This window comes from Bradyrhizobium sp. Gha (genome assembly GCF_900113735.1).
Taxonomy (GTDB): domain Bacteria; phylum Pseudomonadota; class Alphaproteobacteria; order Rhizobiales; family Xanthobacteraceae; genus Bradyrhizobium.
The window spans coordinates 110,941-133,937 of the sequence record NZ_FOQM01000014.1 but is presented as its reverse complement, the minus strand read 5'-3'; the positions used below and the strand labels follow the sequence as shown (position 1 = coordinate 133,937).

At 64.5% G+C, this 22,997-nt stretch carries 26 protein-coding genes and 1 riboswitch; of the genes, 18 read left to right on the top strand and 8 right to left on the bottom strand.

All coding sequences use genetic code 11. From position 1 onward, the window contains the following. Positions 1-19: 19 nt before the first annotated feature. Positions 20-589, bottom strand: coding sequence for a 6,7-dimethyl-8-ribityllumazine synthase (locus tag BM222_RS18685; RefSeq protein WP_092230207.1), 570 nt, complete (start codon positions 587-589; stop codon positions 20-22). A 74-nt stretch (positions 590-663) separates the two neighbouring features. Continuing rightward, positions 664-822, bottom strand: a riboswitch (FMN riboswitch). Between the two features lie 414 nt (positions 823-1,236). Here BM222_RS18685 and BM222_RS18680 point away from each other — a divergent pair. Both BM222_RS18680 and proC read left to right on the top strand, forming a co-directional pair. After that, the gene (locus BM222_RS18680; RefSeq protein WP_092230105.1) at positions 1,237-1,737 is read left to right on the top strand and encodes a type III secretion system chaperone family protein; all 501 of its coding nucleotides are present in this window, start codon (positions 1,237-1,239) and stop codon (positions 1,735-1,737) included. A gap of 193 nt (positions 1,738-1,930) precedes the next feature. Beyond that, positions 1,931-2,755, top strand: a complete 825-nt coding sequence (proC, locus tag BM222_RS18675; protein ID WP_092230205.1) for a pyrroline-5-carboxylate reductase — start codon at positions 1,931-1,933, stop codon at positions 2,753-2,755. A 3-nt stretch (positions 2,756-2,758) separates the two neighbouring features. Here proC and BM222_RS18670 read toward each other — a convergent pair whose 3' ends face one another. From BM222_RS18670 to BM222_RS18655, 4 genes are all read right to left on the bottom strand, one after another. Further along, on the bottom strand, positions 2,759-3,151 hold the full coding sequence (locus BM222_RS18670; protein ID WP_092230104.1) for a thioesterase family protein: 393 nt from the start codon (positions 3,149-3,151) through the stop codon (positions 2,759-2,761). Between the two features lie 110 nt (positions 3,152-3,261). Further along, positions 3,262-3,465 (bottom strand): tautomerase family protein, encoded by a 204-nt coding sequence (locus BM222_RS18665; RefSeq protein WP_008144861.1) that lies wholly within the window; start codon positions 3,463-3,465, stop codon positions 3,262-3,264. 121 nt (positions 3,466-3,586) lie between these two features. Continuing rightward, entirely contained in the window at positions 3,587-5,107 is a 1,521-nt protein-coding gene (gene hisS, locus BM222_RS18660) for a histidine--tRNA ligase (RefSeq protein ID WP_092230103.1), read from the bottom strand. Between the two features lie 121 nt (positions 5,108-5,228). Further along, positions 5,229-6,311 (bottom strand): branched-chain amino acid aminotransferase, encoded by a 1,083-nt coding sequence (locus tag BM222_RS18655; RefSeq protein ID WP_092230203.1) that lies wholly within the window; start codon positions 6,309-6,311, stop codon positions 5,229-5,231. Between the two features lie 339 nt (positions 6,312-6,650). Here BM222_RS18655 and BM222_RS18650 point away from each other — a divergent pair, with 339 nt between their 5' ends. Genes BM222_RS18650 through BM222_RS18640 form a run of 3 tightly spaced genes read left to right on the top strand, consistent with a single transcriptional unit; the run spans position 6,651 to position 9,328 of the window. After that, complete coding sequence (locus BM222_RS18650) at positions 6,651-7,190, top strand: MarR family winged helix-turn-helix transcriptional regulator (protein WP_177243311.1); 540 nt, start codon at positions 6,651-6,653, stop codon at positions 7,188-7,190. After that, positions 7,187-7,918, top strand: coding sequence for a response regulator (locus BM222_RS18645; RefSeq protein ID WP_092230099.1), 732 nt, complete (start codon positions 7,187-7,189; stop codon positions 7,916-7,918). Before BM222_RS18650 ends, BM222_RS18645 begins: the two co-directional genes overlap by 4 nt. Positions 7,919-7,939: 21 nt before the next feature. After that, the gene (locus BM222_RS18640; protein WP_092230097.1) at positions 7,940-9,328 is read left to right on the top strand and encodes an ATP-binding protein; all 1,389 of its coding nucleotides are present in this window, start codon (positions 7,940-7,942) and stop codon (positions 9,326-9,328) included. A 75-nt stretch (positions 9,329-9,403) separates the two neighbouring features. Here the strand turns inward: BM222_RS18640 and BM222_RS18635 are convergent, their stop codons facing one another. Continuing rightward, positions 9,404-9,937 (bottom strand): DUF3617 domain-containing protein, encoded by a 534-nt coding sequence (locus tag BM222_RS18635; RefSeq protein WP_092230095.1) that lies wholly within the window; start codon positions 9,935-9,937, stop codon positions 9,404-9,406. 48 nt (positions 9,938-9,985) lie between these two features. Further along, a complete protein-coding gene (locus BM222_RS18630) occupies positions 9,986-10,279 on the bottom strand; it encodes a hypothetical protein (RefSeq protein ID WP_092230093.1) in 294 nt (97 codons plus the stop codon). A 182-nt stretch (positions 10,280-10,461) separates the two neighbouring features. On the opposite strand from BM222_RS18630, the gene BM222_RS18625 reads away from it, so the two are divergent. The 4 genes from BM222_RS18625 to BM222_RS18610 all read left to right on the top strand — a co-directional run bounded on the left by BM222_RS18625 (position 10,462) and on the right by BM222_RS18610 (position 13,235). Continuing rightward, entirely contained in the window at positions 10,462-10,926 is a 465-nt protein-coding gene (locus tag BM222_RS18625; RefSeq protein WP_092230091.1) for a hypothetical protein, read from the top strand. A gap of 121 nt (positions 10,927-11,047) precedes the next feature. Continuing rightward, positions 11,048-11,761, top strand: coding sequence for a ribonuclease T2 family protein (locus tag BM222_RS18620; protein WP_092230089.1), 714 nt, complete (start codon positions 11,048-11,050; stop codon positions 11,759-11,761). A gap of 122 nt (positions 11,762-11,883) precedes the next feature. After that, positions 11,884-12,744: a 23S rRNA (adenine(2030)-N(6))-methyltransferase RlmJ gene (locus tag BM222_RS18615; protein WP_092230087.1), complete on the top strand. Its 861-nt coding sequence runs from the start codon at positions 11,884-11,886 to the stop codon at positions 12,742-12,744. A 275-nt stretch (positions 12,745-13,019) separates the two neighbouring features. Then, the gene (locus BM222_RS18610) at positions 13,020-13,235 is read left to right on the top strand and encodes a cold-shock protein (protein WP_027534220.1); all 216 of its coding nucleotides are present in this window, start codon (positions 13,020-13,022) and stop codon (positions 13,233-13,235) included. Positions 13,236-13,322: 87 nt separating this feature from the next. On the opposite strand, the gene BM222_RS18605 is transcribed toward BM222_RS18610, so the two are convergent. Continuing rightward, on the bottom strand, positions 13,323-13,946 hold the full coding sequence (locus BM222_RS18605) for an outer membrane protein (protein ID WP_177243310.1): 624 nt from the start codon (positions 13,944-13,946) through the stop codon (positions 13,323-13,325). 241 nt (positions 13,947-14,187) lie between these two features. Here BM222_RS18605 and uvrC point away from each other — a divergent pair, with 241 nt between their 5' ends. From uvrC to BM222_RS18560, 9 genes are all read left to right on the top strand, one after another. Further along, a complete protein-coding gene (uvrC, locus tag BM222_RS18600) occupies positions 14,188-16,263 on the top strand; it encodes an excinuclease ABC subunit UvrC (protein WP_092230083.1) in 2,076 nt (691 codons plus the stop codon). Positions 16,264-16,357: 94 nt separating this feature from the next. Beyond that, positions 16,358-16,975: a CDP-diacylglycerol--glycerol-3-phosphate 3-phosphatidyltransferase gene (pgsA, locus tag BM222_RS18595; protein WP_092230081.1), complete on the top strand. Its 618-nt coding sequence runs from the start codon at positions 16,358-16,360 to the stop codon at positions 16,973-16,975. Continuing rightward, on the top strand, positions 16,972-17,223 hold the full coding sequence (moaD, locus tag BM222_RS18590) for a molybdopterin converting factor subunit 1 (RefSeq protein WP_092230079.1): 252 nt from the start codon (positions 16,972-16,974) through the stop codon (positions 17,221-17,223). Before pgsA ends, moaD begins: the two co-directional genes overlap by 4 nt. Before the next feature lie 3 nt (positions 17,224-17,226). Continuing rightward, positions 17,227-17,709, top strand: coding sequence for a molybdenum cofactor biosynthesis protein MoaE (locus BM222_RS18585; protein ID WP_092230077.1), 483 nt, complete (start codon positions 17,227-17,229; stop codon positions 17,707-17,709). Further along, positions 17,709-18,668 carry a 50S ribosomal protein L3 N(5)-glutamine methyltransferase gene (gene prmB, locus BM222_RS18580; RefSeq protein ID WP_092230075.1) on the top strand — a complete coding sequence of 320 codons (960 nt, stop codon included), beginning with the start codon at positions 17,709-17,711 and terminating at the stop codon, positions 18,666-18,668. The genes BM222_RS18585 and prmB overlap by 1 nt, the downstream gene beginning before the upstream one ends. A gap of 78 nt (positions 18,669-18,746) precedes the next feature. Beyond that, positions 18,747-19,334 (top strand): hypothetical protein, encoded by a 588-nt coding sequence (locus tag BM222_RS18575; RefSeq protein WP_092230073.1) that lies wholly within the window; start codon positions 18,747-18,749, stop codon positions 19,332-19,334. Position 19,335: 1 nt separating this feature from the next. After that, on the top strand, positions 19,336-20,466 hold the full coding sequence (locus BM222_RS18570) for a YihY/virulence factor BrkB family protein (RefSeq protein WP_092230070.1): 1,131 nt from the start codon (positions 19,336-19,338) through the stop codon (positions 20,464-20,466). A gap of 152 nt (positions 20,467-20,618) precedes the next feature. After that, positions 20,619-22,106 (top strand): EAL domain-containing protein, encoded by a 1,488-nt coding sequence (locus BM222_RS18565; RefSeq protein WP_092230067.1) that lies wholly within the window; start codon positions 20,619-20,621, stop codon positions 22,104-22,106. 15 nt (positions 22,107-22,121) lie between these two features. Next, a complete protein-coding gene (locus tag BM222_RS18560; RefSeq protein ID WP_092230064.1) occupies positions 22,122-22,976 on the top strand; it encodes a TIGR01459 family HAD-type hydrolase in 855 nt (284 codons plus the stop codon). The last annotated feature ends 21 nt before the right edge of the window (positions 22,977-22,997 follow it).

Sequence of the window (22,997 nt, the reverse complement as noted above, 5' to 3'; positions counted from 1 at the left end):
GCGCGAGTCTTTGCGACCGCTATACAATCCCCGCAGCGACCTGGCCGCGCAGCCGCTCCAGGCCGTGCAACGTCTCCGCACAGGCGGCTGCGACCTCGATGCCCTTGATCGTGAAGTGCCTGCGGAAGAAATCGTAGTGCACCTCGGTCTCGTGGAATTGCTGCGGCGTCAGCACGGCGGAGAACACCGGCACCTCGGTGCGCAGCTGCACGTCCATCAGCGCCTTGATCACGGTGTCGGCGACGAACTCGTGACGATAGATGCCGCCGTCAACGACGAGACCCGCTGCGACGATGGCGGTGTAGCGCCGCGTCTTGGCGAGGACCTGCGCATGCAGCGGGATCTCGAAAGAGCCCGGCACCTCGAACACGTCGACGTGGGTGAGGTGGCGCGCCTCGGCCTCCTTGATGAAGGCGATACGAGCTTCCTCGACCACGTCGCGATGCCAGCAAGCCTGCACGAAGGCCACCCGCTGCGGCTTTGCGAAGCGTGGGTGCTCCTTCACCGGATCCTGTGGAACCGGCGCCTGGGCCTGGTACGTTTCGGCTTTGGAAGTTTGGACTTGGGTATCTTGCAACATCTGATTCATGGCTTTCCTCTCGAGGACCAGAATCAGGGCATACGGAACGACAAACAGCCGCATCTTGCGATGCGTCTGCCACCGACCGTTCTCTTTCATCCGGACTTTAACCGTCGGCTTCGGAGTTGCACCGAATCTGCTGACCCTTCCCCTCATCAAAGACCTTGGGGAAGGCGCTCGCGGGCTTGGTCCTTTCGGTCCTTACCGCCGGTGGGGACTTTCACCCCGCCCTGAGAACATCGGCCGTTCGGGATGAACGACCTGACCGGAAATATGACGCCGGTCCGCGGCCACAGCAAGCCTGTTCCGCCCCAAAAAGCCGCATGGTCCCATTCCGCTGGGGCGACACGGCCCTCGCAGGGCGGAATTAACGATTGAGCCGACCGCCGCTCGATCCGATTCCGGTTTGTTCTCAAATTAATAATTGTGTCCGAGATCAGCTGTGGACGAACGAGTCCTGGCTTGTGGACGGACTCGGGACCCAGTTGCGCAGATTCCGCAAATCACATCAGTTGATCCGCGACAAGCCCGCGCTGGTCCGAGGATCGCTGCAAGCGACTCCGAAGAGATTGCCCTTAACGACGTTAAGGAAGCGCGCGCCGGACCAAACCGCGTGCGTATCTAAGGACAACAAGAAGGCAAGAGGTCGAGACGGCATGTCCCTGCTCGAAGGCGCTATCGATTCCAAAAGCCATCCGCTCGCGGTGGTCGAGGACATCGCTGCCAGCAACAACTGGCCGTTCGAACGCTCCGGCGAAGACGAACTGACCATTGTCTCGAAGGGACAATGGACCGACTACCAGATCTCTTTCACGTGGATGGGCGAGATCGAAGCACTGCATCTGGCCTGCGCATTCGACATGAAGATTCCGGTCGCGCGGCGCGGCGAGGTGCAGCGACTGGTTGCGGCCGTCAACGAGCAATTGTGGATCGGCCATTTCGACCTCTGGACCAACACGGGGATGATCATGCACCGCCAGGCGCTGGTGCTGCCGGGCGGTCTCACGGCCTCGACCGCGCAATGCGAAGCCATGCTCGCCGGCGCCATCCACGCCTGCGAACGCTACTTTCCGGCGTTCCAGTTCGTGGTGTGGGCGGGCAAGACCACGGCCCAGGCCATGGACGCCGCGATGTTCGATACGGTGGGCGAGGCGTAGTCGCGCCTCACCCACAGCCGTCGTCCCGGACGAGCGCAGCGAAGGCCCGGGATCCATACGCGTGATGCCGCTCGTGGCACAACGCTTGTTGCTCTGCCCGCCGTCCATTAGAACCGCCTGTGGTTATGGGTCCCCGCCCCCCGTGCGCAATTGCGCACCAGGCGGGGACGACACCGGGTATTTGGCGGCAGCGATGGCAAACAACACTCTCCAAGACGTCACCGGCACCATCCTGCTCGCCGGCGCCGGCAAGATGGGCGGCGCGATGCTGACCGGGTGGCTGGCGGGCGGGCTCGATCCGCGCCGCGTTGCGGTGATCGATCCGCACGTTTCGCCCGAGATCGCCGCGCTGGCTGCCAAGGGCGTTGCGGTCAATCCCGATGTGAAGACAGCAGGCACCGTCGAGACGATGGTCGTCGCGGTGAAGCCGCAAATGTTCCGCGAGGCCGGCGCCAGGCTGAAATCGTTTGTTTCGGAAGAGACCTCCGTCGTCTCGATCATGGCGGGAACCACGATCGCTTCGCTCGAGGAGGTCTGCGGCGGCGCGGTCGTGCGCGCGATGCCGAACACGCCCGCCGCGATCGGGCGCGGCATCACGGTGGCCGTCGCCGCGAAGAATGTCAGCACCTCACAGCGCAGGGTGGCCGATGCGTTGCTGCGCGCCACCGGCTCGGTCGAATGGGTCGAGGATGAAGGCCTGATGGATGCGGTGACCGCCGTGTCCGGTTCGGGGCCGGCCTATGTATTCCTGCTCGCCGAAGAGCTCGCGCGTGCCGGCGTCGAGGCGGGATTGCCCGAAGCGCTCGCGACCAAGCTCGCGCGCGAAACGGTGGCGGGCTCCGGTGAGCTGCTGCATCAGTCGGACCTTCCCTCCAGCACCTTGCGCCAGAACGTCACGTCGCCCGGCGGCACCACCGCGGCGGCCCTCGGCGTCCTGATGGGCGAGCCGGGCCTGCGCGACCTCATGATCCGCGCGATTGCGGCAGCGACGAAGCGATCGAGGGAATTGGCGACGTAGAGATTACGCGCGAAGCCGCTTGTTGAACATCTCGACATTCACAAGCCCGCGCGCGTGGCGGCCTTCGCCGAGCTTGCGCGCCCCCTCGAACGCTTCAACGTCGAAGCGGATGACCCGGCGCTCGACCGCGATCACTTTCGCGGTGGTCCGTACCGTCGCGCCGACGAGGGCGGCGGCGAGATGGCGGATGTCGACTTCGGTGCCCACGGTGACCCAGCCCGCCTGAAGCGCAGGGCGGATCGCATCGCTCGCCGTCATCTCCATTTCCAGGATCATCATCGGGGTCGCATAGACCATCGGCATATCAGGCACGAAATGCCCGACCGTGCGTTCCACGGGTACCACCAGCGTGCGCTCGGCGCTCATGCCGACCTTGATGAAATCACGTGCGTCCATGGTGCTTGCTCGTCATTCGGGGCGCGCGAGGCGCGAACCCGGAATCCGGAGATTGCCGATCGAGATTCCGGGTTCAGCCCTCGCGGGCTGCCCCGGAATGACGCTAAGCGTCACTTCTTCGCGGCCGCCGCGCGTTCCACGAAGGTCTTGCCCCCCTTCATCTTGTGGCGGAGCGGGGCTTCGTTGATCTGGATGACGACGGCATCGGCGTCGACGCCGAGATTCTTCACCAGCGCCTGTGTGATGTCGCGCATCATGCCGGCCTTCTGCTCGTCGGTGCGGCCTTCGGCCATGCTGACGGTAATCTCAGGCATATCATTTCTCCCTCTCGCCTCTCCGTCATGGCCGGGCTTGTCCCGGCCATCCACGGACTTCGCTATCAAACAAGACGTGGGTGCCCGGGACAAGCCCGGGCACGACGATCGAAACGAATGGCTAGCCCCAGCTCACCTCATGGCGCGCCAGCACCTCGCGCACCTTCACGACGAGCTCGGCTTCGCTGCACGAAAACTGCGCGGGACGCGTCTCGCGCCATTCCTGGTTGGAGGCGATCGCGGCCGCGGCCTTCGCGCCCTCGACCAGATCCTTGATCTGCAGCTCGCCGCGCGCCTTTTCATCCGAGCCCTGGATGATCACGCAAGGTGAATTGCGGCGGTCGGCATATTTGAGCTGGTTGCCCATGTTCTTGGGATTGCCGAGATAGAGCTCGGCGCGAATGCCGGCCGCGCGCAAGCTCGCGACCATCTTCTGATAGTCGGCGACACGGTCGCGGTCGAACACGGTCACGACGACGGGACCGACTTCGGGGCGCGTGTCGAGCTTGCCGAGCAGCGTCAGCGCGGCCTGCAGGCGCGACACGCCAATCGAGAAGCCGGTCGCCGGCACCGGCTCGCCGCGGAAGCGCGAGACGAGGCCATCGTAACGACCGCCACCACCGACCGACCCGAAGCGCACAGGGCGGCCCTTCTCGTCCTTGGTCTCGAGCAGCAGTTCGACCTCGTAGACGGGGCCGGTGTAATATTCGAGGCCGCGCACGACGGACGGATCGATCTTGATGCGGTCGGCGCCGTAACCGGACGCTGTGACAAGCTTGGCAATCTCTTCCAGCTCGCTCACGCCGGCCTGGCCGATCTCGCTCCTGGCAAGGTAGGTTTCCGCCGCGGCGATGGCTTCTTTCCAATCCTCGCGAGGCCTGGTGATGGCGAGAACGACATCAGCCTCCGCCGCGCTGAGATTGGCACCCTTGGTGAAGTCGCCCTTGCCTTCCTCGCCACCGTCCCATCGTCCGGGGCCGAGCAGCTTGCGCACTTCATCAGCGGAAAATTTGTCGAGCTTGTCAATCGCGCGCAGCACGGTCAGGCGGCGTGCCGCATTCTCCTCACCAGCGAGCCCGATGGCCTCGAGAACGCCGTCGAGCACTTTTCGATTGTTGACCTTCACCACGTACTGGCCGCGCGCGATGCCGAGCGCTTCCATCGTGTCGGCCGCCATCATGCAGATCTCGGCATCGGCCGCCGGCGTCGCCGAGCCGACCGTGTCGGCATCGAACTGCATGAACTGGCGGAAGCGGCCGGGGCCGGGCTTCTCGTTGCGGAAGACGTAACCGACACGATAGCTGCGATAGGGCAAAACCAGGCCATCGGTGCCGTAGCGCTCGCCGACATAGCGCGCGAGCGGCGCGGTCAGGTCGTAGCGCAAGCTGATCCACTGCTCGTCGTCGTCCTGGAACGAGAACACGCCCTCGTTCGGACGGTCCTGATCGGGCAGGAACTTGCCGAGCGCATCGGTGTATTCCATCGCCGGCGTCTCCACCGGCTCGAACCCGTAGAGCTCGTAGACGGCGCGGATCTTCTCGACCATCTCGCGCGTCGCCCGGATCGCCGAGGGGTCGCGATCCTCGAGTCCGCGCGGCAAGCGCGCCTTCAGTTTCTGGGGTTTTTTGGGTTTTTCGGCCATGCGGGCGTTTACCAGCCGACGCGCGATGCGGCAACTGTTGCGGCCGTCATTCCGGGGCGATGCGAAGCATCGAGATTCCGGGTCTGGTCCTTCGGACCATCCCGGAATGACTGCCTCAGCCTCAAAACACCTTGCGGATCCAGTTGTGCGGATCGTTGGTGCGGCCGTACTGGATGTCGACGAGTTGCTTGCGCAGGCCCATGGCGACGGGGCCGGCGGCGCCGCCCGAGATCTCGAAGTCGCCGCTGACCGAGCGCACCCTGCCGATCGGCGAGATCACGGCGGCAGTGCCGCAGGCAAACGCTTCCTTGAGCCTGCCGCTCGCTGCATCCTTGCGCCACTGGTCGAGCGAATACGGCTCCTCGCGCACGGTCTTGCCGGCATCGCGGGCGAGCGCGATGATGGAGTCGCGGGTGATGCCGGGCAGGATGGTGCCGAGCGGCGGCGTCGACAGCGAGCCGTCGTCGAACACGAAGAACACGTTCATGCCGCCGAGCTCCTCGATGTAGCGGCGCTCGACCGCATCGAGGAACACGACCTGATCGCAGCCGTGCTGGATCGCTTCGGCCTGCGCGCGCAGGCTGGCCGCATAATTGCCGCCGCACTTGACGGCGCCGGTGCCGCCGACGGCGGCGCGCGTGTAATTCTCCGACACCCAGATCGAGACGGGCGCGGGGCCACCCTTGAAATAGGAGCCGACGGGTGAGGCGATCACCGCGAAGATGTATTCGGACGACGGCTTGACGCCGAGGAAGGTCTCGCTCGCGATCATGAAGGGACGCAGATAGAGGCTGCCCTCGCCGCCCGGCATCCAGGCGCGATCGATGCGCACGACCTGCTCGACGGCCTCGATGAAGACATCTTCCGGGAGCTGCGCCATGGCCATGCGATCGGCGGAGTCCTTGAAGCGGCGCGCGTTGGCGTCGGGACGGAACAGGTTCACGCCGCCGTCGTCGCGCTTGTAGGCCTTGAGGCCCTCAAAGATTTCCTGCGCATAGTGCAGGACCGCACCGGCCGGATCGATCTGGAAATTGGCACGCGCCTCGATCTTCGCCTCATACCAGCCGCCCTTGGACTGGTTGTAGCGGACCACCGCCATGTGATCGGTGAACACGCGCCCGAAGCCGGGGTCCACCAGCTTGGCGACCCGGTCCTTCTCGGGCGTCGGATTGGATGCGGGCTGGATGTCGAATTTCATGCTCATGTCCTTGCCTCCCGCTGCCGGTGGCGGCGCTGCTTTTCGCGCCCGCCTGCCCATTTTCGGGCCCGGCTGGCTCATTAGGTTTCTGGCCGAACCTCCGCCAGCCTTCTTACGGCCGGTTTCCGTGACCAGCATGTCTCCCGAGGACATGCTTTTGCGGAAGGCGGAAGTCCAGTATGTTTTGCCGAAATGCCGCTCGACAATCGCACGGTAGATCTGCTTCGGCCGTCACCGCCTGTCGGGCACACTCCGGCCGCTCCTGGAAATGCTACCCGACGCGAAACGATCTAAAATTTCGTGCGGGCCAATCGTTTTGTAACATTGAACCCAAGATACGTCAATATGCCTGACATAAATTTCGCGACTCCCTCTCAAAGCGCTGCCGAGCCCCGGCCGGCGGCAGGCGAAGGAGGCAATTTGCGCTGGGATATCATCGAGCTGCTGTTCTTCGCCTATCGCGATTTCGTCGGCGATCCCGACCAGGAGCTGGAGGCTTTTGGCTTCGGCCGGGCCCATCACCGGGTCATGCATTTCGTCTACCGCTACCCGGGGCTCAAGGTCGCCGACCTTCTCGACGTCCTGCGCATCACCAAACAGTCGCTCGGCCGCGTGCTCAAGCAGCTGCTGGACGAGGGCTATATCGTGCAGAAGACCGGCGACAATGACCGACGCCAGCGGCTGCTCTATGCGACACCGAAGGGCGAGGCGCTGGTGCAGAAGCTCGCCGGCCTCCAGACCACGCGGATCACCAGGGCGCTCGCCGAGATGGCGCCTGATGACGCCGAGACCGTCAAGCGCTTCCTGCGTGCCATGATCGACCGCGACGATCCGGACAAGGTGCTGGAGACGATCTTCGCCACCAATCAAGCCTCAAAGGAGTGACCGTGCCGCTCGCTGCCACGCTCGCCCGCCCGCCGGCGCAACCGGCCGACGACGCCCCCCATCTGCTGCTGGTCGACGACGATCGCCGCATCCGCGATCTCTTGTCGCGCTTTCTCGCGGCCGAAGGCTATCGCGTCACCACTGCCGCCAGTGCCGGCGATGCCCGCGCGAAGCTGCTGGGACTGCATTTCGACTTGTTGATCCTCGACGTCATGATGCCCGGCGAGACCGGCTTCGATCTCGCCCGGTTCATCCGCACCTCCTCCTCGGTGCCGATCGTGATGCTGACCGCGCGGCATGAGCCCGAGGCCCGTATCGAGGGCCTCCAGATCGGCGCCGACGATTACGTCGCAAAGCCGTTCGAGCCGCGCGAGCTGGCGCTGCGCATCAACAACATCCTCAAACGCGCCGCGCCGCCGGTCCAGGCCGCGGCGGTGGAGAAGATCGCGTTCGGTCCTTACGTCTATCATCTCGATCGCGGCGAATTGCGTCAGGGCGAGGAGGTCATCCATCTCACCGACCGCGAGCGCGAGATGCTGCGGATTCTCTCGGAGACGCCGGGCGAGACCGTGCCGCGCAGCGCGCTGACCGGCAACGGCAGCGTCAACGAGCGCGCCGTCGACGTCCAGATCAATCGCCTCAGGCGCAAGATCGAGACCGATCCTGCCAATCCCCTGTTCCTGCAGGCGGTGCGCGGCATCGGCTACCGGCTCGTGGCCTCGCCGTAGACGTTGAGTGAAGCAAGACCGATGAGCACGATCGATACCGGCCTGACGCTTCTGAAGAGCGCCGCCGGCCGTGTTTCGCGCGCCAACGGCTGGATGGGCAACGCATTCAAGGGCTGGATGCCGACCGGCCTCTATGCGCGCGCCCTGCTCATCATGATCGTGCCGATGGTGATCCTGCAATCGGTGGTCGCCTTCGTGTTCATGGAGCGGCACTGGAACACGGTGACGCGCCGCCTCTCGGCCGCGGTGGTGCAGGACATCGCCGCGCTGATCGACATCTACAAGGGCTATCCACAGGACAAGGACCGCGAACAGATTCGCCGCATCGCCCTGCAGCGCCTGCAACTCACCGTCGATTTCCTGCCGCCTGGCGACATGCCGCCGCCCGGGCCAAAACCGTTCTTCTCGCTGCTCGACCAGACGCTGTCGGTGCAGCTGGGCCGCCAGATCGGACGCTCGTTCTGGATCGACACGGTCGGCCGCTCCAACCTCGTCGAGATCCGCATCCAGCTCGACGATGCCGTGATGCGCGTGTTCGCGCAGCGCAGCGCCGCGTATGCCTCGAACTCGGAGATCTTCCTGTTCTGGATGGTCGGCACGTCCTCGATCCTGCTGATCGTGTCGGTGCTGTTCCTGCGCAACCAGATCAAGCCGATCCTGCGGCTTGCGGATGCCGCGGAAAGCTTCGGCAAGGGCCGCGAGGCGCCGAACTTCAGGCCCCGCGGTGCGCGCGAAGTGCGTCGCGCGGCGGGCGCCTTCCTCGAGATGAAGTCGCGCATCGAACGCGCGATGGAGCAGCGCACCGCGATGCTCGCCGGCGTCAGCCACGATCTGCGCACCATCCTCACCCGTTTCAAGCTCGAGCTGGCGCTGATCGGCGACAACCCCGAACTCGAGGGCATGCGCAAGGACGTCGACGAGATGTCGATGATGCTGGAGGATTACCTCGCCTTTGCCCGCGGCGATTCCGGCGAGCAGTCGCAGCCGACCGACATGGTGCAGGCGCTCGAGGAGTTGCGCAGCGACGCCGAACGCCATGGCCATGCCGCGACCGTGACATTCAGTGGCCTGCCCGTGGTGACGGTGAAGCCGGCCTCGTTCAAGCGCTGCCTCGCCAACCTCGTCACCAATGCCGCGCGCTATGGCAAGGCCATCGCCATCTCCGGTCAGCGCGATCACCGCTATCTGACTGTGACGGTCGACGACGACGGCCCGGGTATTCCGGTGCATTTGCGCGAGGAAGTGTTCAAGCCGTTCCTGCGGCTCGACAATGCCCGTAACCAGGACGAAGGCGGCACGGGCTTGGGCCTGGCGATCGCCCGCGACATCGCCCGCTTGCATGGCGGCGACATCACGCTGGGCGACAGCCCGATGGGTGGATTGAGGGCGAGCGTCCGGATACCGGTGTAGCTTTCTGACCTCGCTCGGCACGAGCGAGGCTCGTCGCGTCCCAGTGCGAACTGGGCGAGGGAGCGGTTTCCGGCACTACTGCTTCGGCAGCAGCGCCTTCAGCTTGTCGAGGTCGCGCACGTTCATCTTGAACCCGCCGGGCATCACGATGTCGCCGGGCTTCTGGTCGGTCTTGCATGCGCCAAGCCATTTGGCCTCCAGCGTCATGGTGGTGTCGCGCCCTGCGGTACCGGCGGCACCGCCTTGCGCATGTGACGAGGTCTTCACCGTGTAGGCCGAATTGAAATCGCCTGTTATCTCGGCGTGCGAGGTCGTGGACATGCCGGCGACGCTGCACTCGGAATCGCTGACATAACCGGTGGCCGTCTTCTTGACGTCTTGCTTGGAGCAGACCTGCTTGGCCATCGGCGAGATGTTGTTGCTCATCTCCTTGTCGACAGTCTCGTCGGTGCAATGCTGCATGGTCATCTCCGGCATCGCCGAGCCGGTCCTGACCATTTTCATTTCCCAGAGGCCCGCCTTGCGCACCGGCAGGTCGTCAGCGACGGCGCTGCCTGCCGACAGCACGAGACAAGCGACTGATCCGAGCAAAGCAAGCTTGCGCGTCATAGCAGAAACTCCCGGCTGAGATGTCGAGGCCGGCCGTTCCGAAACGCCTCAGTAGAGGGTGCGGATCGGCCGATCGGCGGCGCCGTAGGGCACCCAACGACAGGCGAACGAGATGTAACCGCCCTGATAGGCCTGCACCGCGAGGAATTTCACCACCTTGCCGTACTGCGCACAGTGATCGACCGCGATCTGGCGCGCATCGACCTGGGTCGCCATCGAATAAGCGATGATGCCGCCGGTGTCGTTGCCCTTGAAAGGAGGCACCGGGAGAATGTCGGCGCGCGCCGACTGGCTCGCCATCATACCCAAGGCAAGAAGGCCCGCGGCCGCAATGATTCGCATTCCCGTCACTCCGATTGATCGCCGGCAGTTTACGTTGCCGGCGCGGCGGTGGAAAGAACCGAAGGCCTGTCGAGTGCGACGTTATGATCAACTCCTGCCCGAGTGTTGCCGCGCTGCACTTGACCTCCCCCGCCCTTCGCGGCACCGTCTGACCTTCGCAGATCATGCTGTCTGGATTGCCCATGCGCGCCTCGACCTCCCTGAAATCACTTCGCTTTGCCGCCGTTCTCGGCCTCGTATTCGGAGCGCTGTCGCTCACCGAGGCCAAGGCCGCCAACCCGTTGGAGCTGAATTTCTGGCTGAGCGGCCCACGGTATGACGGCAATGTCGCCGAATGCGACAAGGCGCTGCCGACAATCTCGAGCCAGTTCTGGGAGAAGGAAAGCTCGTTCTGGAATTCGCCGTTGCAAATCACGGGCTTCGCCAATGTTCACGAGACGGCTTTCCGGCCCTGGGCGTCGGACAACATTCCGCGCCGCTACTGCACCGGCGAGGCCATGCTTACTGACGGCAAGGTGCGCAGGGTGCACTTCTCGATCATCGAGGATGGCGGCTTTGCCGGATATGGTCAGGGCGTCGAATGGTGCGTGGTCGGACTCGACCGCAACTGGGCGTACAATCCGTCCTGCCGCGCAGCCAAGCCCTGAGCCGAAGCCCCTGATTCGGGCTTATCGAGCGACCAGGTCGTCTGTCGCACCTGAATTTTGTTCTTGAAATGTTCACGTTGCCTGCTAGGCTTTCTGCACAGTCTAGTTGAGGGGCGTCACCATGTTTTACTTTAGATTGCCTTCGTTCTCCCGTCTCGTGATCTCGCTGACCCTCCCCCTGACCCTTGCCGTCGGGCTGATCTCGCTCGCCGACGGTGCAAAGGCGCAGGACAAGCGGCAGAACACACCCGGTGAATTCGATTTCTACGTGCTGTCGCTGTCGTGGTCGCCGTCCTTCTGCGAGGAAGCGGCCGAGCGCGGCCGCAGCGGCGGGCGCTCGAACGTCCAGTGCGAGGGACGGCCTTATTCCTTCGTCGTTCACGGGCTCTGGCCGCAATATGAGAGCGGCTTTCCGGAATATTGTCAGCGGCCGTCGCCGCGGCTGAACCGCAGCATCGTCTCTTCGATGCTCGATTTGATGCCGGCGCCAGGACTGATCTTCAATGAATGGGACAAGCACGGCACCTGCTCCGGGCTCACCGACCGCACTTATTTCGAGACCATTCGCAAGGCGCGCGCCGCGATCAAGATCCCGGCCGAATATCTCGAGCTGTCGGAGGCCAAGACGGTGGCGCCGGGCGAGGTGGAAGAAGCCTTCATCAAGGCCAATCCCGGTTTGAGCAATGCGGCCATCTCGATCACCTGCAACCGGACGCGGCTGTCCGAAGTCCGCATCTGCCTCAGCAAGGACCTGCAATTCCGCGCCTGCGACGAGCTCGAACGCCGCTCCTGCCGCCGCGACCAGGTGACGATGCCGCCGATCAGGGGTGGGTAGCTCCCGTCATTGCGAGCGCAGCGAAGCGATCCAGACTGCCCCCGCGGTTAGATTCTGGATTGCTTCGCTGCGCTCGCAATGACAAGGGGTTAGGATCACGCGAGACAACGCAGTCCTATCCCATGAACTATCGCCACGCCTTTCATGCCGGCAATTTTGCCGATGTCATCAAGCACATCGTGCTGGCACGCATCCTGACTTATCTGCAGGACAAGCCAGCCGCCTTCCGCGTCATCGACACCCATGCGGGTGCCGGCCTCTATGATCTCGACAGCGACGAGGCCCGCCGCAGCGGCGAGTGGCTGACCGGCATCGCGCGACTGATGCAGGCGCGCCTCTCGAACGAGAGCGTCGCGCTGACCAAGCCGTATATGGACATCGTCCGGGCCTTCAACCCGAAGGGCGAGCTCAAGGCTTACCCAGGCTCGCCGCTGATCGCGCGCGCCCTGATGCGGCCGCAGGACCGGCTGGTGGCCTGCGAGCTCGAGCCGAAGGCGCGCAAGGCGCTGATCGACGCGTTGCGGCGCGACGAACAGGCGCGCGTGGTCGATCTCGACGGCTGGATGGCGCTGCCGGCTTTCGTTCCGCCGAAGGAGCGACGCGGGCTCGTGCTGATCGATCCGCCCTTCGAGGCCAAAGACGAGTTCGAGCGGTTGGGCGAGGCGTTCTCCAGCGCCTTCGCGAAATGGCCGACCGGTATCTATGTAATCTGGTATCCCGCCAAGAGCCGGCGCGCCACCGACACGCTGGCGCAACTCGTGGCTCGCACCGCAGCTGCCGCAAAGACTCCGGGGAAATGTCTCCGCCTCGAATTCAGCGTCGCGCCGCAAGCCGACGGCGCCGCCCTCACCTCGACCGGGCTCCTGATCGTCAATCCGCCGTACACGCTGCAAAGCGAGCTCAAGACGATCCTGCCCGAGCTGGAGATGCCGCTCGGCCAAGGCGGAGCCGCCAGATTCCGATTAGAGGTACCCAAGCCGTAAATTAGGAGGTACCCACGACGTAAGGCACCGTGATCTTTGGGAAAAATATGCAGGAGCGGTAGTCAATCTGCAAAGAACCGTATTATGCTGTTTCCGTGACTGGCTTTACGTTCCGCTTCCGCGAATGGTTGCGGCGGAGTGAAGGCCTTAAGAAAGATCCGGACGGACCGATGGGTCTGCCCAAGGATGGCCAGCTCTCCCGGGCTTCGTAATGCCCGGTCATGTCGCGACGCGCGTCTGCTTGCGACGGAGGAGCAATGAGGGGGAGTTTCCCGATGGCCAATACGGGAACGGTCAAGTTCTTCAATGGCGAGCGCGGCTACGGCTTTATCAAGCCGGACGACGGCGGTCGCGACGTCTTCGTTCACATCACTGCTGTGGAGCGGGCGGGACTGAAGGACCTTGCCGAAGGACAGCGTATCACGTTCGAAGTTGAACCGGACAAGAAGGGGAAGGGCCCGAAAGCGGTCAATCTCGTGATCCTTTCGTAAGGCACCTGCTCCAACAAAGCTGGCGCGAAAAAAGTCCCGGCCGCAAGCGGCCGGGAGGTTGTGGTCCGGTATTTTCTTCTTTCGCTATCAGAAGTGATAGTTCACGCCTGCGCGCACGATGCTGGCGCTGTAGCCGTTCGACACGCCGGTAATCGCGAACTGGCTGGTCGACAGGTCGACGTAGAGATATTCGAGCTTCGCGCTCCAGTTCGGCGCGAGGCCGACTTCCGCGCCGACCCCCGCAGTCCAGCCAGCCGTTGTGTGCGACTCCGTCAAGCCGAAGGTCTGCGCGCGCAGCTCGCCGAAGGCGAGACCGGCAGTGCCGTAGAAGAGCACGTTGCTGAAGGCATAGCCCGCGCGACCCCGCAGCGTGCCGAACCAGGGATTGGAGAACTTCCACGGCGCGAAAGTATCATCGGCACCGGCGGCCTGGATGTCGCCCTCGACGCCAAACACCCATGGGCCGTTCTGGAAGTTGTAGCCGGCCTGCACCCCGCCGACGAATCCGGATGGCTTTGCGGGATTGTTGCCGACCGAGCCCCATTCATAGCCGAGATTGCCACCGAGATACGGGCCGGCCCAGCTATAGGAGTTGAGTGGCTGATTGACGGTATAGGGCGCTCGCTGGCCGTAACTGAGATCGGCGGCCTCGGCCGAAGCTGTCCAGCCGGCTGCAACCAATGCGGCTGCGCCCACAATGAGCCCCTTCATCACACACTCCAACGCAACTGCCGTAACCGGGTGCGAGGCCCGCGCCAGGCCCGGCTGCATGGTTACGGAACCACCACTTTTCGCGTAAGATTTATCGAGAGTTTTAAGTTAAAGGCCTGTTAAGACCGGTTACCGCGCTGTTAACAGACTTAAGGAAGCGTTACCGGGAACTGCGCGCCTTCCTGTGCGCGCAGCCCGGCCGTAACTTCAAATCGATCCCCCCAGCGCCTAAATTCGCTCCATGGTTCACGATTCCACCGACAAGCCGGACGACGCCCGCGCGCGCACCTCGCAGCAGGCCGCTCCGACCAAGGCCCCAGCCCAAGACGTGGCCCCGCCGGACCTCGATCCCGCCACCGCCGGCGGCGATGACGAGGACGATGCGCGGCTGCCTGACATCCTGGAAGAGAGCGGCGCGATCGGCGAAGAGCCGCTGGCGACGGGTCATGAGGCGATCGAGCGCGCGGTGCGGCTCGCGCCGACCTCGCCCGGCGTCTATCGCATGCTCAGTGCGAACGCCGACGTCCTCTATGTCGGCAAGGCCAAGAACGTCAAAAAGCGCTTGTCCAGCTACGCGCGCCAGAGCGCGCCGCTACCGGCGCGCATCCTGCGCATGATCGCGGCCACGGTGACCGTGGAGATCGTCTCGACCGCGACCGAAACCGAAGCGCTGCTGCTGGAAGCCAATCTCATCAAGCAGCTGCGGCCGCGCTTCAACGTGCAGCTGCGCGACGACAAGTCGTTTCCCTACATCCTGATCACCGGCGACCATTGGGCGCCGCAAATCTTGAAGCATCGCGGCGCGCAGACCAGGGCCGGGCGCTATTTCGGCCCGTTCGCCTCCGCCGGCGCCGTCAACCGCACCATCACGGCCTTGCAGCGCGCATTCCTGATCCGCTCCTGCACGGACTCGTTTTTCGAGAGCCGCACCCGGCCGTGCCTGCTCCACCAGATCCGCCGCTGCGCCGGCCCCTGCACGCGCGAGATCGACTTCGGTGGCTATACGACGCTGGTGCGCGAGGCGACCGACTTCCTGTCCGGCAAGAGCCATGCGGTGAAGCAGGAGCTTGCCGGCGAGATGGAGAAGGCCTCCGGCGAGCTCGAATTCGAGCGCGCGGCGCTCTATCGTGATCGCCTCGCAGCCCTGTCAGCGATCCAGTCACAGCAGGGCATCAATCCAAGGACGGTCGAGGAAGCCGACGTGTTCGCCATTCACCAGGAGGGCGGCTTCTCCTGCGTCGAGGTGTTCTTCTTCCGCACCGGACAGAACTGGGGCAATCGCGCCTATTTCCCCCGCGCCGAGAAGACCTATACGCCGGAAGAGGTGCTTGGCTCGTTCCTCGCCCAGTTCTACGACGACAAGCCGCCGCCGAAGACCATTCTGCTCTCGCACGAGATCGACGAGATGGAGCTTCTCGCCAATGCGCTGGCGATCAAGGCGGGCCACAAGGTCGAGCTCATCACGCCCAAGCGCGGCGAGAAGAAAGAGCTCGTCGCCCACGCCCTGACCAATGCGCGCGAAGCGCTTGGCCGCAAGCTCGCCGATACCGCAACCCAGAGCCGCCTGCTCGATGCCATAGCCACGACGCTGGGCCTGCCGCATGCGCCCAAGCGCATCGAGGTCTACGACAACAGCCACATCCAGGGCACCAATGCGGTGGGTGCCATGATCGTCGCCGGCCCCGATGGGTTCGTCAAAAACCAATACCGCAAGTTCAACATCAAGTCGGAAGGGATCACGCCGGGCGACGACTTCGCCATGATGCGCGAGGTGCTGGAGCGCCGCTTCAAGCGCCTGATCAAGCCGCCCGAAGAGGGCGCGGCCAAGGACAACAACAAGGCCAAGGACGACGATTTCCCGCAATGGCCCGACCTCGTGATCATCGACGGCGGCCGCGGCCAACTGAATGCCGTCAGGGAGATCTTTGCCAATCTCGGGCTGACCCAGGTGTCGCTGATGTCGGTCGCCAAGGGTCCCGACCGGGATGCCGGCCGCGAAACCCTGTTCATGCCGGAGCGCGAGGCGATCAAGCTGGAGCCGCGCGATCCTGTGCTCTATTTCATCCAGCGCCTGCGGGACGAGGCCCACCGCTTCGTCATCGGCTCGCACCGCAAGTTGCGCAAGAAGGACATCCGCGAGGCCGGCTTGCAGGAGATTGCGGGCATCGGCCCGTCACGCAAACGTGCCTTGCTGCATCATTTCGGAACCCTGAAGGAGATCGAACGGGCCTCGATCGCCGATCTCGGCAAGGTTCCTGGGGTAAGCGCCGAAAGCGCCCGCAGGATATTCGACTATTTCCATCCCCAGCCGGGGTGAACTAAAGGGACTGTCGTCATATGGTCGTCGCATGCCCGGCCCCATTTGGGCGCGGACGGTTGACCTTCGGGCTTGAGCGGTATTGGTAGGACGGATGAACATCGCCACGACACGAGGGACGACCAGCCGCGCGATGTCCCTCCCGAACATCCTGACCTATGGCCGGATCGCCGCGATCCCGGTCGTGGTCGGATGCATCTATGCGCAGTCGATCATGGACTACCCGCTGTGGCTGCGCTGGGTTGCGGTCGCCATCTTCATCGGCGCCGGGGTGACGGATTATCTCGACGGCTATTACGCGCGGATCTGGAATCAGCAATCGGCGTTCGGCCGGATGCTCGACCCCATCGCCGACAAGCTGCTGGTCGCCTCCTGCCTGCTGATGCTGGCGGCCGATGGCATCATCCATGGCTGGTCGCTATGGGCCGCCATCGTGATCCTTTGCCGTGAGATCCTGGTCTCGGGCCTGCGCGAATACCTCGCGGCGCTCCGTGTCAGCGTGCCCGTCACCAAGCTCGCCAAGTGGAAGACCACGGTGCAGCTCGTCGCCATCGGCTTCCTGCTCGCAGGTCCAGCCGGTGACGAGGTGCTCCCCATCGTCTCGCTGATCGGCCTCGTCCTGCTGTGGGCCTCGGCAATCCTGACCATGTACACCGGCTACGATTATTTCCGCGCCGGCATCCATCACCTCATCAAGGAGGATGAAGGATGAAGGTGAAGTATTTCGCCTGGGTGCGCGAGCGTGTCGGCAAGGCCGAAGAGACCATCGAGCCGCCCGCGACGGTGCGCACCGTCGCGGAGCTGATCACCTGGCTGTCGGGCCAGAGTGAAGCCTACGCCTATGCCTTCGAGAAGCCGAAGGTGATCCGCACCGCGATCGACCACGCCCACGTCAAGGCGGACGCCGCGATATCAGGCGCCCGCGAGATCGCATTCTTCCCGCCGATGACCGGCGGTTAGGTCATGACCTCCTCCCTCGCCAGCTGCCCCGTCGCCATCCGCATTCAGGAAGACGATTTCGACATCGCACGCGAGATCGCGGTCCTGACCCATGGCCGCACCGATATCGGCGCGGTCGTCAGCTTCTCGGGCATCTGCCGCGCCGACGAGGATAGCTCTGATATCGCCGCGCTCACGCTCGAGCATTATCCCGGCATGGCGGAAGAAGAGATCAAGCGCCATGTCGATGAAGCCTTGTCGCGCTGGCCGCTCAACGGCGTCACCGTCATCCATCGCGTGGGGCGGTTCGTGCCCGGCCAGAACATCGTGCTGGTGCTCACCGCCTCGCAACACCGCCGGGCGGCATTCGAGGCGGCCGAGTTCCTGATGGATTATCTCAAGACCAGCGCCCCGTTCTGGAAAAAGGAAGAGAGCGCCACCGGCACCGGCTGGGTCGAGGCCCATGCCCGTGACGACGAGGCCGCCGCACGCTGGACCAAATCCTGATGGCAAGAGCATCCAAGAAGCCCGTGGGCGGCCGCGGGGCGCCCAAACTCGCCAAGCCCGGCCCCGGCGAGCTCGTCTCGCTGCTCGATTTCGTCCGCTATGCGGTGAGCCGCTTCGTGGAGGCGAAACTCGCCTTTGCCCACGGCACGACCGATCCGGTCGCCGAGGCGATCTTCCTGGTGTGCGAGGCCCTGCATCTGCATCCCGACCAATTCGAGAGCTTTGCTCAAGCGCGTGTCACCGTAGCGGAGAGCAAGGCCCTCCTCGATCTGGTTCATCAGCGCATCACAACGCGCAAACCGACGGCCTATCTCGTCAACAAGATCTACATGCGCGGCCTGCCTTTCTATGTCGACGAGCGCGTCATCGTTCCGCGTTCCTTCATCGGCGAGCTGCTCGACTCGCATTTCGGCGGCGACGGCGAGGTCGGCTCGCTCATCGACGACCCCAGCTCCGTCGCGCGCGTGCTCGATCTCTGCACCGGTTCGGGGTGCCTCGCGATCCTCGCCGCGTATCATTTCCCCAATGCCGAGGTCGACGCTGTCGACGTCTCCAAGGGGGCGCTCGAGGTCGCCATGCGCAATGTCGGGGAACATGGGCTGGATCAACGGATCACGCTCCACCGCGGTGATCTGTTCGCGCCGCTTGGCGGCAACAAATACGATCTGATCATCACCAACCCGCCTTACGTCGACGCCGAAGGCATGGCGGCATTGCCGCCGGAATGCCGGGCCGAGCCCAAACTTGCCTTCGACGGTGGCCCCGACGGTCTCGACGTCATCAGGCGCATCCTGCGCGATGCGCCCGATCACCTGACGCCGGACGGCGGCCTGCTTTGCGAGATCGGCCGCGGCCGCGAGCGGGTCGACGAGGCCTTTCCGGAACTGCCCCTGCTCTGGCTCGATACGGAAGATTCCGAGGGCGAGGTATTCTGGATCGCGGCCGCCGATCTCGGCTGATCGAGCGAGCGCTCCGGAACAAGTCAAATTCCGCCACGTTCACCCCCGACGAATGTTTCGCTGTCGGAGGATGTCCACATGCTCGCGCCATCGGGCGAATTGCTGCGCGCCGGCATGGCGCTGAAACTCAACCATCTCAAGCGCGCGGCGCGATCTTACCTGCGTGACCGCACCAGTCAGACCACTGGACGGATCACGTCCTATGCGGTCGCGGCCGGACTGTTCGCGGTGGCCGGGTTGTTCCTGGTCGCAACCTTCTTTGTCGGCCTGATCGCGCTGTATCGCTGGATCGCCATCAATTACGGACAGTTCTGGGGCTTTGGTGCCGTGGCGGCGGTGCTCCTGGTGCTCGCCGCAGCCTGTGCCGGAGTAGCCATGGCGCAAATCCGTCGCCGGACCAAGCCGATCGTGCCGCTTGCAAGCCGGATGCGTGTGGCCATCGCCACGCCGCGGATCCCGCGTGGAACGGTCAAGCAGGCCGTGAAAGAGGTCGCGACGACGATCCCTCTGGTACCGGTCGCGCCGGGAGAACGCAGCCAGGATGGCAGAACTTCGGCAGTTCTTGCCAACCGCCCCGTGCAACTGGGCTTGATGCTCGCAGCCATCGGGCTGCTGGGCGTCACGGCAGCGCGCCGAAGGCGCTCCCGCCACGGATTGGACGCCTGACATGCGTGCGCGGCACAACGAGCAGCTCGACAGCTGGCTCCTGGTCGCCGCCACAGCCGTGTTCGTGCTGAGCGCCGAACGCTACTTTCAGGATTCCGGCTTGATCCGGCCGCGGCCTCCTCAAGACCATCGCAACAGCGAAGGACATTCGCCGGAGACGAGCCCGGCGGGCGCAGCGACGCAGCCCGGGCACGGGCGCCGGTCGAAAAGTCCGTTCGCTATTCCCTGGGCGGGCTGGAAGGATATTTTCTGGCGCACCTATCAGCGCATCGGCGACGATCGCCTGCTGGCGACCGCTGGTGGGGTGGTATTCTTCGGGCTGCTCGCGATCTTTCCCGCCGTGACTGCACTGGTTTCTTCCTACGGCCTGTTCGCCAATCCCGCGACCATCACTGACAATCTCCAGAAGCTCGCGATGATGCTGCCCGAAGGCACCTTCCAGATTGTCCAGGAGCAGGTCGGACGCGTCGTATCGAAAGGCAACACGGCGCTTGGCGCCACTTTCCTGTTCGGTCTTGCGCTCGCAATCTGGAGCGCCAATGCCGGGGTTAAAGCGATCTTCGACGCCCTCAACGTCGCTTATGAGGAGCGCGAGAAGCGCGGCTTCATCAAGCTCAACCTGATTACACTCTGCTTCACGGTCGGTGGCATCGTCGCGCTGCTGCTGATGGTGGCCGCCGTCGTCGCCTTCCCGCTTGCGCTCGATCATCTCGGCATTGCGCCCGAGAGCAAGCTGATCGTCGCGCTCGCCCGCTGGCCCCTGCTGTTCGTCATCCTGTTGGTGGCGCTTGCCATCCTCTACCGCTTCGCACCGAGCCGCGACGAACCGCGCTGGCAATGGCTGAGTATCGGCGCCGTGACCGCCGCCCTGCTCTGGATCGCCGGCTCGGCGTTGCTATCCTGGTATCTCTCGGCCTTCGCCAATTACAGCGCCACCTACGGCTCGCTGGGCGCCGCGATCGGCTTGATGACGTGGATGTGGATGTCGGCGATCGTGATCATGTTCGGTGCCGAGCTGAACTCGGAGATCGAACGGCAGACCCTGCGCGACACGACCACAGGACGCCCCAAGCCTCTCGGCAGCCGCGAGGCGGTTTCGGCCGACACGGTCGGCGCCGCCGCTCCCTCCTGATGATCTCCACGCGAGCCTGTCGGCCGCTATCCCCTCGAATCAACAATGATGTTAAGGTCATGCGTGCTTGGGGAGCATGAGGCGCGACGGGTGCGAATTGCGCCCCGTGTTTTCCGGGTGAGGCAATCAGCTCTTGAGGCGTAACGCGCGGCATGATTCGCATTTCGACGATCTTCATCGCCTTCTGCATGGTTCTGGTCGCGGCCTCGCTCGGGCTCGTGCTCTACTCGGTCGCCGGCATCAGCGGAACCGAATCCGCGATCGTGGCGCTGACTGCCCTGACCTTCCTGATCCTCTACAATGCAGTCTCGATGCGGCTCCGCGACCGCAGCGACGTCGGCGGGCAGATCGCTGACCTGTCGCGGGGCACCGCCGACCTTGCCCGCCAGGTGGCCGAGTTCGGGCGCCGGCTCGCCGCGATCGAAGGTCGCATCGCCTCGTCCAATTCGACCAACTCCGATCGTGTCCAGTCGGTGGTCGGCGAGATCAACGAGCTCGGTGGGCTGGTCAGGCAGCTTGCCGCCACGGTATCGACCCATGAGGACATGCTGGCCGGTCATGCGCCGGCGCCCGTCCCCGCTCCGGTCGCCCGGCTGGAGGCGGAAGCGCCCGTCGGCCGGATCGCGCCCTTCGAGGAGCGGCCGGCCGCTGCTCCGCCGGCTCCGGCACCGCCACCCCGGCCGACGCCGCCGCCGGTCCAGACCAGGTCAGCCAATGCCGTTCAGACCGTCAACGCCCGCAACCAGACCCAGATGCTGGCGACGCTGCGCAACGCCATCGACGAGAACCGCATCGACATCTTTCTCCAGCCGATGGTGACGCTGCCGCAGCGCAAGGTCCGCTTCTACGAAGCGGTGACCAGGCTCCGCGACGAGCGCGACCAGCTGATTGCCGCGGAAGAGTTCATCAGCATCGCCGAAGCCTCCGGACTGATCGGGCGCATCGACAACATGGTGTTGCTGCGCTGTGTCCAGGTGTTGCGCCGGCTGATGGTGCGCAACAAGGATGTCGGCGTGTTCTGCAACGTCGCCGCCTCGACGCTCGGCAATTCCACCACCTTCGCGCAATGCCTGGATTTCCTCGAGGCCAACCGGGCGCTGGCGCCGTCGCTGGTGCTGGAGTTCAAGCAGGCGACCTTCCGCGGCCTCGGCGCCGCCGAGACCGAAAGTCTCGCGGCCCTCGCGCAGCGCGGCTTCCGCTTCTCGATCGACCATGTCACGGACCTCAGGATCGAGCCGCGCGAGCTCGCCGACCGCGGCGTGCGCTTCATCAAGGTCCCGGCATCGCTCCTGCTGGACCCCAGGCAAGCCTCGACCTCGGACATCCATCCCTCCGACCTGTCCGACCTGCTCGGCCGTTTCGGCATCGATTTGATCGCGGAGCGGATCGAGGGAGAGCGCGCAGTGGTCGATCTGCTCGATTATGATGTGCGGTTCGGCCAGGGCTTTCTGTTCGCGCCACCCCGGCCATTGCGGCCCGAGGGGGCATCTGCTACCGGCGGAGCGGCGCCGAACCAGGCGCAGGACATTCAGGTATCCAATGGTTCCGGTACTTCAACCCCAAGCGCAACTTCGGCTGCCACGCCCGCCGCTCCGCCATCGCGCGTCACCGGCAACGCGGCACTCGCGCGCCGCATTTGATCGGCCGCGCGCATCATGACCACGCTGCATTTCGCACAGAGCCTGCGCGAGCTCGTGGCCGGGGTCGATGTCGTGCTCAGCGACATCTGGGGCGTCGTCCATAACGGTCTGGAATCCTTCCCGGAGGCCTGCGAGGCGCTGCACACCTATCGCAGCCGTGGCGGCACGGTGATCATGATCACCAATGCGCCGCGTCCGGCTGACTCCGTGCAGCGGCAATTGCGCAAGCTGGGCGTCGCCGACGAGACCTACGACGCGATCGTCTCCTCCGGCGATTTGACGCGGCTCTATGTCGCCCAGCATCCCGGCCGCAAGATGTTCTGGCTCGGCCCCGAGCGCGACAACTCGATCTATCGCGGCCTCGAGGCGACGACTGCGCCACTGGAACAAGCCGACTACATCGTCTGCACCGGCCTCTATGACGACGAGACCGAGACTGCGGAAGACTATCGCGGCATGATGCTGAAGGCACGCGAGCGCCGGCTGACATTGGTCTGCGCCAACCCGGACATCGTTGTCGAGCGCGGCGACCGGCTGATCTATTGCGCCGGCGCGATCGCCGAGCTGTACCGCGAGCTCGGCGGCGAGGTGATCTTCTACGGCAAACCCCACCGGCCGATTTATGAGCGCGCGATGGCGCTCGCCGCCGAACGCCGGGGCCACCCGATCGACCGCAAGAAAGTGCTGGCGATCGGCGATTCCGTCCGCACCGACCTGACCGGCGCGCGCGAATTCGGCATCGACTGCCTGTTCGTCACGCGCGGCATTCATGCCGAGGAGTTCGAGGGCCTCGACCAGCTCGATCCGAAGTCGGTGACGGAATTGTTCGGCCACCCGCCGAAGGCGCTGATGCGCGAATTGAAGTGGTGAGCTCGGTCGTTCTGCTTCGAT

What these genes read in the sequence shown, in the direction of transcription:
- BM222_RS18635 (WP_092230095.1), bottom strand. Translation starts at nt 9,937, where the DNA reads ATGACGCGCAAGCTTGCTTTGCTCGGATCAGTCGCTTGTCTCGTGCTG.
- BM222_RS18680 (WP_092230105.1), top strand. Translation starts at nt 1,237, where the DNA reads ATGTCCCTGCTCGAAGGCGCTATCGATTCCAAAAGCCATCCGCTCGCG.
- BM222_RS18575 (WP_092230073.1), top strand. Translation starts at nt 18,747, where the DNA reads ATGCTCGCGCCATCGGGCGAATTGCTGCGCGCCGGCATGGCGCTGAAA.
- BM222_RS18615 (WP_092230087.1), top strand. Translation starts at nt 11,884, where the DNA reads ATGAACTATCGCCACGCCTTTCATGCCGGCAATTTTGCCGATGTCATC.
- BM222_RS18630 (WP_092230093.1), bottom strand. Translation starts at nt 10,279, where the DNA reads ATGCGAATCATTGCGGCCGCGGGCCTTCTTGCCTTGGGTATGATGGCG.
- proC (WP_092230205.1), top strand. Translation starts at nt 1,931, where the DNA reads ATGGCAAACAACACTCTCCAAGACGTCACCGGCACCATCCTGCTCGCC.
- BM222_RS18620 (WP_092230089.1), top strand. Translation starts at nt 11,048, where the DNA reads ATGTTTTACTTTAGATTGCCTTCGTTCTCCCGTCTCGTGATCTCGCTG.
- prmB (WP_092230075.1), top strand. Translation starts at nt 17,709, where the DNA reads ATGGCAAGAGCATCCAAGAAGCCCGTGGGCGGCCGCGGGGCGCCCAAA.
- pgsA (WP_092230081.1), top strand. Translation starts at nt 16,358, where the DNA reads ATGAACATCGCCACGACACGAGGGACGACCAGCCGCGCGATGTCCCTC.
- BM222_RS18640 (WP_092230097.1), top strand. Translation starts at nt 7,940, where the DNA reads ATGAGCACGATCGATACCGGCCTGACGCTTCTGAAGAGCGCCGCCGGC.
- uvrC (WP_092230083.1), top strand. Translation starts at nt 14,188, where the DNA reads ATGGTTCACGATTCCACCGACAAGCCGGACGACGCCCGCGCGCGCACC.
- BM222_RS18685 (WP_092230207.1), bottom strand. Translation starts at nt 589, where the DNA reads ATGAATCAGATGTTGCAAGATACCCAAGTCCAAACTTCCAAAGCCGAA.
- BM222_RS18560 (WP_092230064.1), top strand. Translation starts at nt 22,122, where the DNA reads ATGACCACGCTGCATTTCGCACAGAGCCTGCGCGAGCTCGTGGCCGGG.
- BM222_RS18665 (WP_008144861.1), bottom strand. Translation starts at nt 3,465, where the DNA reads ATGCCTGAGATTACCGTCAGCATGGCCGAAGGCCGCACCGACGAGCAG.
- BM222_RS18625 (WP_092230091.1), top strand. Translation starts at nt 10,462, where the DNA reads ATGCGCGCCTCGACCTCCCTGAAATCACTTCGCTTTGCCGCCGTTCTC.
- BM222_RS18670 (WP_092230104.1), bottom strand. Translation starts at nt 3,151, where the DNA reads ATGGACGCACGTGATTTCATCAAGGTCGGCATGAGCGCCGAGCGCACG.
- BM222_RS18605 (WP_177243310.1), bottom strand. Translation starts at nt 13,946, where the DNA reads ATGAAGGGGCTCATTGTGGGCGCAGCCGCATTGGTTGCAGCCGGCTGG.
- moaD (WP_092230079.1), top strand. Translation starts at nt 16,972, where the DNA reads ATGAAGGTGAAGTATTTCGCCTGGGTGCGCGAGCGTGTCGGCAAGGCC.
- BM222_RS18565 (WP_092230067.1), top strand. Translation starts at nt 20,619, where the DNA reads ATGATTCGCATTTCGACGATCTTCATCGCCTTCTGCATGGTTCTGGTC.
- BM222_RS18610 (WP_027534220.1), top strand. Translation starts at nt 13,020, where the DNA reads ATGGCCAATACGGGAACGGTCAAGTTCTTCAATGGCGAGCGCGGCTAC.
- BM222_RS18585 (WP_092230077.1), top strand. Translation starts at nt 17,227, where the DNA reads ATGACCTCCTCCCTCGCCAGCTGCCCCGTCGCCATCCGCATTCAGGAA.
- BM222_RS18570 (WP_092230070.1), top strand. Translation starts at nt 19,336, where the DNA reads ATGCGTGCGCGGCACAACGAGCAGCTCGACAGCTGGCTCCTGGTCGCC.
- BM222_RS18650 (WP_177243311.1), top strand. Translation starts at nt 6,651, where the DNA reads ATGCCTGACATAAATTTCGCGACTCCCTCTCAAAGCGCTGCCGAGCCC.
- BM222_RS18655 (WP_092230203.1), bottom strand. Translation starts at nt 6,311, where the DNA reads ATGAGCATGAAATTCGACATCCAGCCCGCATCCAATCCGACGCCCGAG.
- hisS (WP_092230103.1), bottom strand. Translation starts at nt 5,107, where the DNA reads ATGGCCGAAAAACCCAAAAAACCCCAGAAACTGAAGGCGCGCTTGCCG.